The organism is Pseudomonas sp. Z18(2022) (assembly GCF_036346535.1).
GTDB classification, from domain to species: domain Bacteria; phylum Pseudomonadota; class Gammaproteobacteria; order Pseudomonadales; family Pseudomonadaceae; genus Aquipseudomonas; species Aquipseudomonas yamanorum_A.
Map to the genome: position 1 here is coordinate 1 of NZ_JAOTOA010000006.1, position 16,107 is coordinate 16,107.

Genomic DNA, 16,107 nt, shown 5'->3' on the forward strand with positions numbered 1-16,107 from the left:
TGATCTTCATTGATTTATAGAGCTGTGTTCAGAGCGGTGATCAGGTGCACCACCCCGCCCGCCAACACCATCACCCCCGGCACACCCGCCGCCTTCAACGCCTGCGCATCCAGCCGCCCCGCATCCTTCAACTGCACCCGCACCCGAGTCAGTGCCACCCGCTGCTGCGACTTGAGGTTTTGCGCGCCGCCCAGCGCATCCAACACCGCCGGTGCCAATAGTGATTCGCTCACCGGAGCCGCCTGCGGCGTCTCAAGAATCAAATCCGGCGTCAGGGCCTTCCAGAACGCCCGCTGAAATTTTTCGAACATGTCAGTTCTCCACAACCAATGAGGTTTCAACGGTAGCCGCGTGATACAGGCGCAACGCCTCGCGCACCTGCGACGCTTCTTCCAGGCCCAGCACCTGGCGGGCGATGGATTGGCAGTCCGCCAGGTCCAGCTCGCGCACGGTGGCCTTGATAGTCGGGATCAACGGCACGCTGACCGACAACTCATCCACCCCCAACCCGATCAGCACCGGCACCGCCAGCGCTTCAGACGCCAACGCGCCGCACACACCCACCCACTTGCCATGGGCATGGGCCGCCTTGACGGTGGTGGCGATCAGGCGCAGTACCGCCGGGTGGAAGCTGTCGGCCTGGCTGGCGAGGCGCGGGTGATCACGGTCCATGGCCAGGGTGTATTGGGTCAGGTCGTTGGTGCCGATGGAGAAAAAATCCACCTCCGGCGCAAACACATCCGCCATCAGCGCCGCCGACGGGACTTCGATCATGATTCCCAGTTTCGGCAGTTCCGTCAGCCCCAGGGCCAGCGCTTCCTCTTCAAGAATCTGCCGCGCGAGGCGCAGCTCGGAGAGCAGGCTGACCATCGGCAACATGATATGCAGACGGGCGAAACCGGCACTGGCGAGAATCGCGCGGAATTGTTCACGCAGCAGTTCCGGACGTTCCAGGCACAGGCGAATTCCACGCAGGCCAAGGAACGGATTGGTCTCCGGGTCCATCGGCACATAGGCCAACGGCTTGTCGCCGCCGACGTCCAGGGTGCGCACCACGAGATTGCGCTCGGGGCCCAACGCACGGGCAATCGCGCTGTAGGTGCCCGCCTGTTCTTCAGGGCTCGGTGCGCGGTTGCGATCCAGGTAGAGGAATTCGGAGCGCAGCAAACCGACGCCTTCGCCGCCCAGTGACAACGCTTGCTCCACCTCTTGCAGGGACGCGACGTTAGCCGTCACCTCGACGTGATGACCGTCGCGGGTAGTGGCGGGCAATGACGCCTGCTCCACTTCGCGCTGGCGGCGCAGCACTTGCTGTTGGCGGGTGGCTTGCAGTTGCTCGATCTCGTCCAGGTTCGGCTCCAGGTGCAGCTCGCCCTTGTCGGCATCCAGCAGCACTTGTTTGCCGTTCACCAATTCCAGCACCTGCACCGGCACGCCGCAGATCGCCGGCAGGCCCAGGGCACGGGCGAGGATCGCAACGTGGCTGGTAGCCCCGCCGCCCACGGTGACGAAGCCCAATACCTTGCGTGTATCGAGGCTGGCGGTTTGCGAAGGCGTGAGTTGTTCGGCAATCAGGATCGCCTGCTCCGGCAAGTCCCAGGCGCTGTCCTTGATCCCAAGGATCAGCTTCAGCACCCGTTGGCCGACGTCGGCCAGGTCCGCCGCACGCTCGGCGAGCAAGGCGTTGCCCAAGCCCTGGAACAGCGTGGCGGTGGCGACTGTCGCACTGTTCCAGGCAAACGCCGCGCTCTTGCCTTGGGCCAGTGATTCATGGGCCTGTTCCAGCAGCGTCGGGTCTTCCAGCAGCTCTTGATGAGCGCGGAAAATTTCCGCCTGGGCACTGCCAACCGCCTTGGCCTGCAAAGCTTGCAGTGCCTCGGTCGCTTCGCGCAGGCCACGTTCCAGCGCGGCGCGCTCGACCGCTTCACCGGCACCGGCCTCAGTGATATTCAGATCAGGCTCGGCCACCTGAACCACCTGGCCAAACGCCGAACCCGGCGAAGCACACACACCCCGCAGCAAGGTCGCCGATGACTCAGGCAACACCGGCTCTACGCCTTCGACCTGCGCCGCCACCGTCTCCCCGCAACCGTCTGCCAGCAAGGCAACCAGGGCCGTGATCGCCGCATCGGCATCGTCGCCCGCCGCACTCACCTGCAAGGTATCGCCCTGCTCCGTCTGCAACGCCATGATCGCCACCAGGGACTTGGCATTGGCGCTCTGGGTTTGCTTGTGCAGGTAAATGCTCGCGTTGAAACCCTTGGCTGCCTGGGCAAACACCGCCGCCGGGCGGGCATGCAGGCCGTTGGCATTGGGCAACGTCAGCGGCTTGGAGAACAGGGCGTCGCCCTGCTCTTCCTCGACCTCTGCCGCGCTCGCCTCAGGCGTTACTCGCAACAGCGGTTGCCCCACGTCCACCAGGCCCTGCTCCGGGGTCAAGAGCTTGAAGGGCTCGCCACTGACCACCAGCATCAGGGTCAGCAAACTGCGGGCGTTGAGCGCCACGTAGTCGGCATCGAATTCAATCAGCGGTTGCCCGGCGTCCACCCGCTGGCCTTCCTCCACCAACCGGGTGAAGCCCTTGCCCGCAAGATTCACGGTGTCCAGGCCGATGTGCAGCAGCACCTGGACGCCATTGTCGTCGGTGACGCTCACCGCATGACCACTGTCCTGGATATTGCTGATCACCCCGGCCAGCGGCGCACAGAGGGTCTGCGAGGTCGGATCGATGCACAGGCCATCGCCGATCAGGCGACTGGAGAACACCGGGTCAGGCACCTGGTCCAGAGCGAGCAGCACCCCGGACAATGGCGCCAGCAATTCCAGGGAATGGGTTGTGGTCATGACTTCACCTGCTGTTTTGTTCTGTAAAAAACACCTGTAGGAACCGGCTTGCCGGCGATGAGGTCGGTCGATAGTGCGATGATTTCAGGGACGCCATCGCCGGCAAGCCGGGCTCCTGCAGGGATTGTGTTATTTCCACCAATATTCGACTTGCACACCAAAGTTGGAACCATGCAACGCACTGCCGTAGCTGCCGGTGTCGGACAACGCCGAACCTGCCGCCAGTTCATTGGCCGCACGCTTGGCCGCTTCGTTCCAGGTCGCGTAGGTGTAATACAAGCGCACCTCCGGCCGCGCCCAGAAATCCGGGCCTTTGGGCGACCATGTCGGGGCGAAGGTAAATTTGCTCAGCTTGCGCGTGCCACCGGTGGCCTCGACCTGATCATGACCGAGTTCGGTGACCAGTTTGAACTGTTCGGAGATCGCATAGGCCGGGCGTACACCCACCGACATCCAGGTCTGATCCTGGCTGCCCGGGCGAATGTCTTTCTGGTACACGGCCTCGATCTGCCCGCCAAAACGCGGGGTCACTTGCCAGTCGAAGAACTCCACCGCGCGGTAGCTCTTGCTGCTTTTGTCGAGGAACGTATCGCCGGTGTAGCCGAGGCCGGTGCCGGGGCCTTCACCGTACTGCAACGCGAACTTGTTGCGCCCGCCGAGGAAGGGTTTCTGCACGTGCTGGACGGTAATGGCCCAGCCGCTGTTGGTGTCGCGGCCACCGGCTTTTTCGATGTAGCTCAAGCCCAGCTCCACCTCGCCACCGGGGTTGGTCTTGAAGCCGGCCACGTTGAAGTCGTGACGGGTGGCGTATTCCTTCTGGTACAGGTTGTCCTTGCGGGAAAGCGCGTAGCTGTATTTCAGATCGCCGATTTTCACGTCCTCGATACCGCCGCCCGTGGCGCTCTGGTTCCAGTAGTAGAAGTCGGAGATATGGATGTCGTTTCGTTTGTAGTAACGCCGGCCGGCCCACAGCGAACCGCCGTTGAGGCTGGGCAGGTTCGACCACTGCGCATACATCTGCGGCATGCGCGCCGAGCCGTTGTCTTCGCCCTGGAACTTCAGCGCTCGGTCGTACTTGTTGTACAGCGAGGCCATGGCATCGACGCTGAATACCGAACCGTCGTCGAGGGTCAGCAGGTCCTGGCGCAATTCGAGTTCGGCGTACTGCTCGCATTCGTTGCCCAGGCGGTACTTCGATTGTGCCCCCGGCAACTGGAAGCACTGCTGCTTGCCGCTGCCGGTTGAAGTGCCCGCGCCGCTGCGCAAATAGCCGGCGAATTCCAAGGCCTGGGCGGCCATCGGCAAGGTCAGGCAGGATGCAACGAGGCCCAGCTTTATTGTTGTTTTCATGAAGCACTCCGATATTTTTATTATGTTTTTCAAAGCGCCCTGCGCTCCCACGCAGGGTTTAACTCGTCGTATCCCGTAGCAGCTGTCGAGCACCAGCGAGGCTGCGTTGGCTGCAGCGCCTCAATCACGTCAGGCGCAGGCATCGAGTCGCGCCTGACGCAGCCTCGCTGGTGCTCGACAGCTGCTACGGCAGTTCCGGGTCTCAGTCCTTGAGGTGCAGCACAAACGATTCATACGGGCGCAGCGAGACCTGGCTCGAACGCTGTGGGCAGTCGTGGTAGTTGCTGATCAGCAGGCGTTGCGCGCTGGCCGCCGTCAGCAGGCCATCGGGCAATTCGATGTCGCATGGCGTGCCGTAAAAGTTGTTCAGCACCAGCAGCCGCTCGCCCTGCCCTTCCCGCAGGTACGCCCACACCTGGGTGTGCTGTGGCAGCAGTTGGCGATAAACACCTTCCTGGATCAGCGGCTCGTGCCGACGCAATTCGATCAGGGCGCGGTAGTGATGCAGCACCGATTGCGGGTCATCCAGCTGGCTTTGCACATTGATCTGCGCCGCGTTGGCCGGGATGCCGATCCACGGTTCACCGCTGCTGAAGCCGGCGTTTTTATCGGCATTCCATTGCATCGGCGTGCGGCCGTTGTCGCGGGACTTCTGCATGATCGCGGCCATGCTCGACGCCTCGGATTCACCGGCCTCGCGTTTGAGCCGATAGATGTTCAGGGTCTCGACGTCACGGTACTGGTCGATCGTGTCGAAGCCCGGATTGGTCATGCCCAGCTCTTCGCCCTGGTACACAAACGGCGTGCCCTGGAGGAAGTGCAACGCGGTGGCGAGCATCTTCGCCGAGACCACGCGGTGCTCGCCGTCATCCCCAAAACGCGAGACCACCCGCGGCTGGTCGTGGTTACACCAGAACAATGCATTCCAACCGCCACCGGCCTGCATGCCGAGTTGCCAGTCCGACAGAATCTGCTTGAGCTGCAGGAAGTCGAAGTCGGCCGCGACCCACTTTTGCAGGTTCGGGTAATCGACTTTCAGGTGATGAAAGTTGAAGGTCATCGACAGCTCTTTCGACGCCGGATTCGAATAGCGAATGCAGTGCTCAAGGCTGGTGGACGACATCTCGCCGACGTTGATCAGGTCATGCCCCTCGAACACTTCGCGGTGCATTTCCTGCAGGTACTCATGCACGTTCGGGCCGTCGGTGTAGAAGCGCCGACCGTCGGTGTTGTCTTCGGGGAAATCCGCCGGCTTGGAGATCAGGTTGATCACGTCCAGGCGGAAACCGCCCACGCCCTTGTCGCGCCAGAAGCACATCAGCTTGAACACTTCGGCGCGCACCTTGGGGTTGTCCCAATTCAGGTCAGCCTGGGTGTGGTCGAACAGGTGCAGAAAGTACTGGCCGGTTTGCGCCTCGTATTCCCAGGCCGAACCGCCGAACTTGGATTCCCAGTTGTTCGGCTGGTCGCGCCAGATGTAGAAGTCGCGGTACGGGTTGTCGAGGCTGCTGCGGGCCTGCTGGAACCACTCGTGCTCGATGGACGTGTGGTTGACCACGATGTCGAGCATCAGCGTGATGCCGCGCTTGGCCGCTTCGCTGATCAGCAGGTCGCAATCGGCCATGGTCCCGTAGCTGGGGTCGATGGCGTAGTAGTCGCTGATGTCGTAGCCGTTGTCGCGCTGGGGCGAACGCAGGAACGGGGTGATCCACAGGCAGTCGACGCCCAGCCACTTCAGGTAGTCGAGCTTGTCCACGATGCCCAGCAGGTCACCGGTGGCGTTACCCGCGTGGCTGTGGAAGCTTTTGGGGTAGATCTGGTAGATCACCGAGTGTTGCCAGTCTTGCATGGTGGGTTCCTTCAAATAAGGTGTGTGTTGGCCTTGAGGGCCCCATCGCGGGCAAGCCCGGCTCCTACAGGGGAACGCATTTCAACTGTGGGAGCTGGCTTGCCTGCGATGGCGATAGATCAGGCGACCCGGTATCCAGGCCGAACGATCTTCATGCTCAGTGCACAGGTCAAAACAAACGGCACGACAATCGCGATCACCATGCCGATGACAAAGCTTGGGATGTACTGCGGGATGATCGAGATGAACCCGGGCAAGCCACCGACACCGATGGCCGAGGCCTGGACCTTGTTCAGCGACAGGAAAATGCTGCCCAGGGCCGAGCCGGTCAGGGCCGCATAGAACGGAAACTTGAAGCGCAGGTTGACCCCGAACATCGCCGGTTCGGTGATGCCGAAGTAAGCGGAAATCGCCGAAGTCGAGGCCATGCTTTTATCCCGCGCATTGCGGCTCATGTAGAACACTCCGAGCGCCGCACTGCCCTGGGCCAGGTTGGACATGACGATCATCGGCCAGATAAAGGTGCCGCCCTGGGTGGAGATCAGTTGCAGGTCCACCGCGAGGAACATGTGGTGCATGCCGGTGATCACCAGCGGTGCGTACAGCAGGCCGAAAATCGCGCCGCCGACCATGGGGGCCAGGTCAAACAGGGTGACCACGCCTTCGGTGATCAGGATGCCGAGGTGACGAGTCACCGGGCCGATGATCGCCAGCGCCAGCACACCGGTGACGACGATGGTGGTGATCGGCACCACCAGCAATTGAATGGCATTCGGCACCCGTGCCCGCAGCCATTTTTCAATCACGCTCATCACGTAGGCCGCCAGCAGGATCGGCAGGATCTGGCCCTGGTAGCCGACCTTCTCGATCTTGAACCAGCCGAAAATATCGAAGTACGGCAGGCTCTGGCCATCGAGGCCGGCGACGGCCTTGCCGTAGTTCCAGGCGTTGAGCAAATCGGGGTGCACCAGCATCAGGCCGAGGACGATGCCGAGGATCTCACTGCCGCCAAAACGTTTGGCGGCCGACCAGCCCACCAATGCCGGCAGGAACACGAACGAGGTGTTGGCCATCAGGTTGATCAGGCTCCACAACCCATCCAGGTTCGGATAGGCGTCGAGCAGGGTCTTGCCCTCGATGAACATGCCCTTGGCACCCATCAGGTTGTTCACCCCCATGAGCAAGCCGGCAATGATCAGCGCCGGCAGGATCGGCATGAACACGTCGGAGAACACCCGCACCAGGCGCTGCATGGGGTTGATTTTGTCGGCGCTTTTTTGCTTCACGTCCGCGATGGTCGACGCGGCGAGGCCCGTTTGCTCACGCAGGGCGGCGTAGACCTTTTCCACTTCGCCGGGGCCGATCACGATCTGGAACAGGCCGCCGGTGAAGAACGAGCCCTTGACCAGATCGACCTGATTCAACGCGCCGCTGTTGGCCAGGCTCGGGTCCTTGAGGGCCAGGCGCAGGCGGGTCACACAGTGGGCAGCTTGCTCAAGGTTGTCGCTGCCACCGAGGTTCTCGAGAATCTCGCGGGCAATATTCGGATAGTCGTGGCTCATGCTTGGTATCCACTTGGTTTTTTTTATTGGGGGCGGTCATTGGCAGCACGCCGAGGGCAAAAGTACTCGTCTGTACGAGTTAAAGCAACAACTCGTCTGTACGAGTTGCAAATTGTTTGCTCCCTGTAGGAGCAAGCTTGCTCGCGAAGACCGTGAGGGCACTGCCGGGCATCAGGTTTTCCGCATCATCGTTAACGACCTTCGCGAGCAAGCTCGCTCCTACAGAAGGCACGAATATCCAAGGGTCGAATGGACAAACCTTACCTCTGCCACTAAGGTTCGTGCCTTGAATGCAATCGCGGCACAGAGCCCTCCTCCATGAGCAAATACAACCAGATCTATACCGATCTGCTTGCCAGCATCACCACCGAACGCCTGCAACGCGGCACGCGCCTGCCCTCCGAAACCGAACTGATGGACGCCTACCAGGCCAGCCGTGGCACGGTGCGCCGGGCAATCGAGCAATTGCAGGAGCGCGGCTTCGCGCAAAAGATTCATGGCAAGGGCACCTTCGTGCTCTCACCCAACCCCATCGAATTCCAGCTGGGCGGGATTGTCAGCTTTCGCGAAACCCATGCCGCACTGGGGGACGACGTCAGCACCGAAGTGGTGGAGTTCAGCCAGTTCCCACTGGAAGGCCCGCTGCTGCAACACATCGAGGCCGAAGCCGGCAGCCTGATCACCCGGGTGAAACGGGTGCGGCGCATCGACGGCAAGCGGGTGATCCTCGACATCAACCACTTCGTCGCCGACCTGATTCCGGGGCTTGATCGCTCGATTGCCGAGCAGTCGATCTATGCGTTTATCGAGCAGACGCTGCAGCTGCAGATCAGCTATGCCCAGCGCACCATCGAGGCGTTGCCGCGAGGCAAGGATGATCAACTGCACCTCGACCTGGATGGGCAAAGCCATGTGATCGTGGTGAGCAACCAGACGTTTTTGCAGGATGGGCGGCAGTTCGAGTACACCGAGTCGCGGCATACGCTGGATAAGTTTTACTTTTCGGATATTGCGCGGCGGTGAGCGAAGAAAGCCGCTAGCGAGTCACCCAGCGCCCGGCAAAAAAAACCGGGCTTCTTATTACACAGCAATACTCCTCGCCAACCCTGCCGCCCAGGCAGCGGTCATCTTTTCCCCCACTGTGTCGAACGCTGGATGGGTGCTTCGATACTCGGAAAGCTCTTCCATGGCGAGGCTCATTCCATCACGCACCCTGGCGAGCAAATCGTTGCAGCGGGCCTCTGTCAAACCACAGGAACTACGCCCGAACTGAACCAGCATCTTGCGCTTTGGCCAGGCTTTCGAACCGCCGAGCAACAGTCCCATGATGTCGTTGCCGTTGTACACGGTGGTGGTCACCAGGTCGTAAGCAGGGGCGAGCCAAACGTCAGCATCCTCGGCACAGTTTTCATAAAGCAGGCCGAAGTTCTTCAAGTGCCCGTCACCGTTCTGGATACCGGCGGACAGCGCCACCATCATGAAGAAGTCTTCCAGCGTTCTGGTTATACGGCTTGGCGTGACAAAAGACCGAATCAGCTTTGCGCATCCCTGGTAACTGCCGTCGTACTTCTTCGCGGTTCCCCAACCCGATAGAACGCACATGTCCTCAAACCCGAGGTAGGCGCTTTCACCGATGTCGAACCGCTTCACCACCAGGAGCTTCCCTTGATGGCTGAGCTGGAATTCAGGCACCTCAAGACCGCAATGCAACGCGGCCCGCATGCAGAAGAACTCATTGGCCGCCAGTTGCGGAAACTCTGTCTCGTTGAACGCCTTCACCAGGTGCGTGGCGCCCCGATGGGTGAGACGCTCAATGTCGGCGGCCCCATCGTCAACGTCGCGCACCAGCACCTTCGGTTGAACGCCCGATACCCCCGAGTAGGCCGCGTAGGTGCTCAGAAGGTCATTGAATAGATCTTGCGCCCCGTCATAAACCAACAGCTCGGCAAGCTTGACCTGAGGCAACGCCCCATCTGCGGCTTCATGGGCAACGCTGATGCGACCCAGTTGGTGCGGCCCCACAATGCCCAGCAAGGCGAAGTCGTCAAAGCCGCGCACTGACTTGCTGAAACGTCGCACCAGTTCGTCCTTGAGATGCCCCTCGGGGATATGCATCTCGAACAGCGGGTGAATCCCATACTCCCAGTTGTAGCTTTCCAGGCGCACCGGCATGGTCAGGGAAACAGCGTTCTCGTCGGCGACTCCCTCGTGATAGGAGAAGACCGAATCACGCCGATTTTCTTCACGCCGCCCCAGCGTTCCGGCAGGTACGCCACCTGCGCCGATGTACAGCCGATCACGTTGACTAGTCATGGACGTTTCCTGATTTCAGTTCATCGAGGGTTTTACGCCGACGCATGGGGATGGCGGTCAGTTCGTATCCCAACCCCTCAAGGATCGCAGCCACCTTGCGAATACCGATTTCAGGGACGGTGTTGTTCTCAATCCCCGAAATGGTTGCGCGACTCATGCCATGCCGTTGCGCGAGCTGGCTTTGTGAAAGACCAGCAGCCTTGCGGAGACTCTTGATCAGTATTCCTAACTCGCCCATCAAATTGCATCCTATATAATGCAAAAATAGATAAATATGAATATATGAACCGTATACGATGCAATTCCTATTGAATAGTCCTTTATTCGGGTAAACGACCAGGTGCAGCTTTCGCTTGAACATTCGCATCCCGGAAATGGTTTCCACCGCAAGCAGGGCCATGCCCCACGCGTAGCGACGGCAATCCCCCAGCACGCCAACCGATTTTACCGACTGGAACGCCACAAACGCCTGACTGACCTTGTGGGAACTCCACCGACCTTGAAGGCACACTTACCCAATCGTACCGCCACTCGTATGGTCGCTTAACCGCCCCTATTATTCTGGCGAAGCAGCTTGTTACCGTTGAGATACGCAGCTACCTGACAAACAGATAAAACCTTTCGTAGAATGCCTTCGTGGCTATGGAACACCTTCCTTCTAACCTCTGATGACCTAGGGGCTCCGCTCTCCACACCGCGCCTGCTTCTTGCAGGCGTTTTTACATCAGTTGCAGAACAATGCTGCAGCTCGTCCACGACGGCGGCCAAGGGAGAAAATCAAGCATGAATCAGGAGCTGTTCCTGCGTCGCCGTAGCAAAGTTCACGTCCCGATGGGCACTGGCGGAGCCACTCGCGCTCAGGTCGCGTCGGCTGTCCGGGAAGTCGCGGCGTTCCGATGCGTACTATCAGAGCCTCTGATTGAGCAAATCGGCATGTTGTCAGCCACAGAGCTAAAGCACTGGTTGAGCGAAATTGTCGGAGTCCTTCGGCGGAAAAATGGCGCTCATGTACACCACAGGCCATTTTATCCAGACTTTCCAGAGCAGGTTCTGGCGGCCTCAGAGGCGGAGTTGTACCTTAACGCCGTCATACACTACCTCACGCGTTGGCGTTTACCCCCGACTGAACACCATCGACCTGCGATGCTTGAAGGCAATTTCATGTCCCGCGTTATCGAACCGGGAAGCGTCTCTGAATTCGAGTCACTGCTTGAGCCGCTGGTTTCATCGCGCACCTCGCTCTCCGAAGAGGAAACTGCCGATGTCGTCTGGTTTATCCGAAAGTACAAAAGCGATGTGTTCCGTCTGCTACCAGAGACCGTTCCGTTCCGGGAGATCCGTGCACAGGTTGGCGGCGCACTTATCCTGCATGTCGCCGGTGATGCACGGGTAGACGAATTCTTGGAACGAAACGTCGAAACGGCGACTGATGTACTACGACTCGCGGTCGCGCTGAGTGGAGGAGACGTGTCACTGACGACAGCTTCGACACGTTTCAAAGCGATGAAGCGCTCAATGCGCCGTCTGCTTTTGCGCCATCTCGACCAAATACCTAACGCTGCAGAAGACGTGATGCGACATGCTGAGCGATGGAAGCGCCTGCCCGAAGTACTGCATCCGGGCGACTACGCCGATAAGTACCCACGAGCACTAGCCGCCATAACGGCTGCACGTCGCAACGAAGCACCAGACTCATTCGGATCACGTGTCGAAACATTGCTTGCCCAGCGTCACATCTCCACGCTTATGCCCATACTACAGAGCCGTCCTGGTGAGCTCGCACGACGGCTGGACGCGACCCTGAGGCGCTCGACGGAACCAGAGTCGGTTCTCGACGCGTTCGAAACGGTTGCGACGCAGGTGTCCTCACCTGTCCTGCTGCAGTTGCTGGCCCAGGTACGTGCGCCGCGCCCCCTCCCCCTGCGAGCCTTCACACCTAAAGGTGCATTTGCCAAAATCTATGGCATCAAGGATCGACGCGAACCTATTGCCCCCGACGTGTTGGCTCGTGCGGCCAGAATCTGCGAGGGCGCTCTCGTAACGCGTTTTTCGTCGCTACCACCACTCGGTCGCTGCTTCGTCGACCCAGCATTACGCGAATACAAGGTGCCGTTGGCGCAGCGTGCCTCATCGAAATCGCTACGCACGCTGGTGCGGGGCAGTCGGTTACCTATGCCTGACACACGTTTCATTCGCCTGTTCCTGTGGTGGAAGAACGGCCGTGAACGCACTGATATCGACTTGTCCGCAGCATTTTTCGACGCCAACTTCGTATTCAAACAAACGGTCGCGTACTACAACTTGAAGGGCTTCGGCGGCTACCACAGTGGCGACATCGTCGACGCGCCCGAAGGAGCTTCGGAGTTCATCGACCTTGACCTCAATGTCCTCGTCGAGAAGGGTATCCGCTATGTCGTCACGTCTATCAACTCATTCACCGAACAGCCGTACTGCGATCTTCCAGAATGCTTCGCTGGCTGGATGGCCCGCGCCGACGCGGCGTCGGGTGAAGTATTCGAGCCGCGTTCCGTATTCGACCGTATCGATATCGCATCCGACACAGGAATCTGTCTGCCATTCGTGATGGACTTGCAGGAACGATGCATGATTTGGGCTGATCTGGGGCTGACGTCATCTCCGCGCTGGAACAACGTCCAGACCAACCTCAGTGGCGTATCGCTGATGCTGCGAGCCTTGGTACATACACCAAGGCCGGACTTGGAGACCCTGTTCGATTTACATGTTCGAGCACGGGGAGAACGAGTAGCCACACCGCAGCAGGCAGAGGCGGTGTTTGCTCCTGATCAAGGGGTAACACCGTTCGATACGGATTTAATTCGATCACAGTTTCTCTAATACCTGCGCCAGCCTTTGCCGCTCATTGCAAGCGACAGTCTGGCTTCAGAGCGTTGTACCCAAAAACAAAAATGCCAGTCAGCATAACTGACTGGCATTGGCTAAATCCCTTCCTGCGCTACTCCGAATCTAGCGCCGCACTCTAGTCCGTGCCGGGAGCCCTGTTACTCCCACTCAATCGTCGCCGGCGGCTTGCTCGACACGTCGTAAGTCACGCGCGAAATACCTTCGATCTCATTGATGATACGACCGCTGACGGTTTCCAGCAGTTCGTACGGCAGGTGTGCCCAACGGGCGGTCATGAAGTCGATGGTTTCTACCGCACGCAGGGCCACAACCCAGGCGTAACGACGGCCATCGCCGACCACGCCAACCGACTTGACTGGCTGGAACACCACGAACGCCTGGCTGACCTTGTGGTACCAGTCGGCCTTGCGCAGTTCTTCGATGAAGATGTGGTCGGCGCGACGCAGCAGGTCGGCGTATTCCTTCTTCACTTCACCGAGGATCCGCACGCCCAGGCCCGGGCCCGGGAATGGGTGGCGGTAGACCATGTCGTACGGCAGGCCGAGTTCCAGGCCCAAACGGCGGACTTCGTCCTTGAACAGTTCGCGCAGCGGTTCTACCAGCTTGAGGTTCATTTCCTCAGGCAGGCCACCCACGTTGTGGTGGGACTTGATCACGTGGGCCTTGCCGCTCTTGGCGCCAGCCGACTCGATCACGTCCGGGTAGATGGTGCCCTGGGCGAGGTACTTGATGTTGTCCAGTTTGTTGGACTGGGCATCGAATACGTCGATGAAGGTGCGGCCGATGATCTTGCGCTTCTTCTCCGGGTCGGACTCGCCGGCCAGGTTGTTCAGGAACTGGTCTTCAGCGTTGGCGCGGATCACTTTGACGCCCATGTTCTCGGCGAACATGGCCATCACTTGCTCGCCTTCGTGCAGGCGCAGCAGGCCGTTGTCGACGAACACGCAGGTCAGTTGGTCGCCGATGGCCTTGTGCAGCAGGGCCGCGACCACGGAGGAGTCAACACCGCCGGACAGGCCCAGCAGGACGTTGTCGGTGCCGACCTGGGCACGGATGTTGGCGATGGCGTCTTCAGCGATTTTCGACGGGGTCCACAGCGCTTCGCACTGGCAGATGTCGAGGATGAAGCGCGACAGGATGCGACCGCCTTGCTTGGTGTGGGTCACTTCCGGGTGGAACTGCACGCCGTAGTAGCCGCGCTCGTCGTTGAACATGCCGGCGATCGGGCAGCTCGGGGTGCTGGCCAGGATGTGGAAGTCTTCCGGCATCCGGGTGACCTTGTCACCGTGGCTCATCCACACGTCGAGGCCGAACAGGCCGTCGGCGTCGATGTGGTCTTCGATACCGTCCAGCAGGCGACTCTTGCCGACCACGTCGACACGAGCGTAACCGAATTCACGCAGCTCGGAACCTTCAACCTTGCCGCCCAGTTGCTCGGCCATGGTCTGCATGCCGTAGCAGATACCGAAGACCGGCACGCCCAGGTCAAACACTGCCTGCGGGCAACGCGGGCTGTTGGCTTCGTGCACGGACTCGGGGCCGCCGGCGAGAATGACGCCTTTTGGAGCGAATTCGCGAATCGCTTCGTCGTCCATGTCGAACGGATGCAGTTCGCAGTACACGCCGATTTCACGCACGCGGCGGGCGATCAGCTGGGTGTACTGGGAACCGAAATCGAGGATCAGGATGCGGTGGGCGTGAATGTCGAGGGCCATGGAGTCAGTCTCGTCTATGTAATTCAGAAACAACTCGGGGCTGAAGAACAGCCCCGGTTACTTAACGTTTTGCTGGAAGCATCAACCTACGCGGTAGTTTGGCGCTTCCTTGGTGATCTGTACGTCGTGGACGTGGGACTCGGCCATGCCGGCACCGGTGATCCGCACGAACTCAGGCTTGGTGCGCATTTCTTCGATGTCGGCGCTGCCGGTGTAGCCCATCGAGGAACGCAGGCCGCCCATCAGTTGATGGATGATGGCGCTCAGGGTGCCCTTGTACGGAACACGCCCTTCAATGCCTTCCGGTACCAGCTTCTCGGCGCCCGCTGAGGAGTCCTGGAAGTAACGGTCGGAAGAACCTTGAGCCTGGGACATGGCGCCCAGGGAACCCATGCCGCGGTAAGCCTTGTACGAACGACCCTGGAACAGTTCGATCTCGCCCGGCGCTTCTTCGGTACCGGCGAACATCGAGCCCATCATCACGCAGGAAGCACCGGCCACGATGGCCTTGGACAGGTCACCGGAGAAACGGATGCCGCCGTCGGCGATCAACGGTACGCCGGTGCCTTCAAGGGCAGCGGCAACGTTGGCGATGGCGCTGATTTGCGGCACGCCTACACCGGCAACGATACGGGTGGTGCAGATCGAGCCAGGGCCGATACCGACCTTGACCGCGTCTGCGCCCGCAGCAACCAGTGCCTTGGCGGCAGCGCCGGTGGCAATGTTGCCGCCGATCACTTGTACTTCAGGGAAATTCTCTTTGACCCAACGCACGCGGTCGATCACACCTTTGGAGTGACCGTGGGCAGTGTCGACCACCACCACGTCAACGCCGGCTGCTACCAGGGCCGAGACGCGCTCGCCGGTGTCCTTGCCGGTGCCGACCGCAGCGCCAACGCGCAGGCGACCTTGGTCGTCCTTGCTGGCCAGCGGGTAAGCCTTGGCTTTTTCGATGTCGTTGACGGTCATCATGCCCTTGAGGGCAAATTTGTCGTCGACGATCAGTACGCGTTCGATGCGGTGCTTGTGCAACAGCTCACGAACGTCGTTCTTGTCAGCGCCTTCCTTGACAGTAACGAGGCGCTCTTTAGGCGTCATCACTTCGCGGACGGTGACTTCAAGACGGTTCTCGAAACGCACGTCACGGGAAGTGACGATGCCGACCAGGTCGCCATCGTGCAGTACCGGAACGCCGGAGATGTTGTGCAGGCGGGTCAGGTCGAACAGGTCACGAACGGTGGCATCGGCCTCGATGGTGATCGGGTCCTTGACCACACCGGCTTCGTAACGCTTGACCTTGCGCACTTCGGCAGCTTGCTGCTCGATGGTCATGTTCTTGTGGATGATGCCGATGCCGCCTTCCTGAGCCATGGCGATTGCCAAACGGGCTTCAGTGACGGTATCCATGGCAGCGGAAACCAGAGGAATATTCAGCTCGATGCCACGGGTTAGGCGGGTCTTGAGACTGACTTCGTTAGGAAGCACCTCGGAATAACCGGGCACTAGGAGAATGTCGTCGAATGTCAGAGCTTCTTGGCTGATACGCAGCATCGCGGGGGCTCCCGAGCGGGAAAATGGAAGCGCGCCATTA

Annotated in this window: 11 protein-coding genes and 1 pseudogene; 2 read left to right on the plus strand and 10 right to left on the minus strand. The window is 60.1% G+C overall.

The window, feature by feature from the left end:
• Positions 1 to 14: 14 nt before the first annotated feature.
• The 5 genes from V3W39_RS15015 to treP form a co-directional block, all read right to left on the minus strand.
• Positions 15 to 311, minus strand: coding sequence for a PTS transporter subunit EIIB (locus V3W39_RS15015; protein ID WP_177075507.1), 297 nt, complete (start codon positions 309 to 311; stop codon positions 15 to 17).
• 1 nt (position 312) lies between these two features.
• Positions 313 to 2,844: a phosphoenolpyruvate--protein phosphotransferase gene (gene ptsP / locus V3W39_RS15020; RefSeq protein ID WP_330212882.1), complete on the minus strand. Its 2,532-nt coding sequence runs from the start codon at positions 2,842 to 2,844 to the stop codon at positions 313 to 315.
• 129 nt (positions 2,845 to 2,973) lie between these two features.
• Positions 2,974 to 4,194 carry a maltoporin gene (locus V3W39_RS15025; RefSeq protein ID WP_330212883.1) on the minus strand — a complete coding sequence of 407 codons (1,221 nt, stop codon included), beginning with the start codon at positions 4,192 to 4,194 and terminating at the stop codon, positions 2,974 to 2,976.
• A gap of 202 nt (positions 4,195 to 4,396) precedes the next feature.
• The gene (gene treC, locus V3W39_RS15030) at positions 4,397 to 6,043 is read right to left on the minus strand and encodes an alpha,alpha-phosphotrehalase (protein WP_330212884.1); all 1,647 of its coding nucleotides are present in this window, start codon (positions 6,041 to 6,043) and stop codon (positions 4,397 to 4,399) included.
• A 119-nt stretch (positions 6,044 to 6,162) separates the two neighbouring features.
• A complete protein-coding gene (gene treP / locus V3W39_RS15035) occupies positions 6,163 to 7,605 on the minus strand; it encodes a PTS system trehalose-specific EIIBC component (RefSeq protein WP_177047024.1) in 1,443 nt (480 codons plus the stop codon).
• 318 nt (positions 7,606 to 7,923) lie between these two features.
• On the opposite strand from treP, the gene treR reads away from it, so the two are divergent.
• Positions 7,924 to 8,628, plus strand: coding sequence for a trehalose operon repressor (treR, locus tag V3W39_RS15045; RefSeq protein WP_330212885.1), 705 nt, complete (start codon positions 7,924 to 7,926; stop codon positions 8,626 to 8,628).
• A gap of 57 nt (positions 8,629 to 8,685) precedes the next feature.
• Here the strand turns inward: treR and V3W39_RS15050 are convergent, their stop codons facing one another.
• The 3 genes and pseudogenes from V3W39_RS15050 to V3W39_RS15060 all read right to left on the minus strand — a co-directional run.
• A complete protein-coding gene (locus V3W39_RS15050; RefSeq protein WP_330212886.1) occupies positions 8,686 to 9,918 on the minus strand; it encodes a type II toxin-antitoxin system HipA family toxin in 1,233 nt (410 codons plus the stop codon).
• The gene (locus V3W39_RS15055) at positions 9,911 to 10,156 is read right to left on the minus strand and encodes a helix-turn-helix domain-containing protein (RefSeq protein WP_330212965.1); all 246 of its coding nucleotides are present in this window, start codon (positions 10,154 to 10,156) and stop codon (positions 9,911 to 9,913) included. Before V3W39_RS15055 ends, V3W39_RS15050 begins: the two co-directional genes overlap by 8 nt.
• 135 nt (positions 10,157 to 10,291) lie before the next feature.
• Positions 10,292 to 10,429, minus strand: a pseudogene (locus V3W39_RS15060) (GMP synthase (glutamine-hydrolyzing)); the annotation flags it as partial.
• Between the two features lie 650 nt (positions 10,430 to 11,079).
• Between V3W39_RS15060 and V3W39_RS15065 the strand changes: the two are divergent.
• Positions 11,080 to 12,774: a TerD family protein gene (locus V3W39_RS15065; protein WP_330212887.1), complete on the plus strand. Its 1,695-nt coding sequence runs from the start codon at positions 11,080 to 11,082 to the stop codon at positions 12,772 to 12,774.
• 164 nt (positions 12,775 to 12,938) lie between these two features.
• On the opposite strand, the gene guaA is transcribed toward V3W39_RS15065, so the two are convergent.
• Together guaA and guaB are read right to left on the minus strand one after the other, a co-directional pair.
• Positions 12,939 to 14,516: a glutamine-hydrolyzing GMP synthase gene (guaA, locus tag V3W39_RS15070; protein WP_155581705.1), complete on the minus strand. Its 1,578-nt coding sequence runs from the start codon at positions 14,514 to 14,516 to the stop codon at positions 12,939 to 12,941.
• An 81-nt stretch (positions 14,517 to 14,597) separates the two neighbouring features.
• A complete protein-coding gene (gene guaB, locus V3W39_RS15075; protein WP_010176852.1) occupies positions 14,598 to 16,067 on the minus strand; it encodes an IMP dehydrogenase in 1,470 nt (489 codons plus the stop codon).
• Positions 16,068 to 16,107 lie beyond the last annotated feature (40 nt).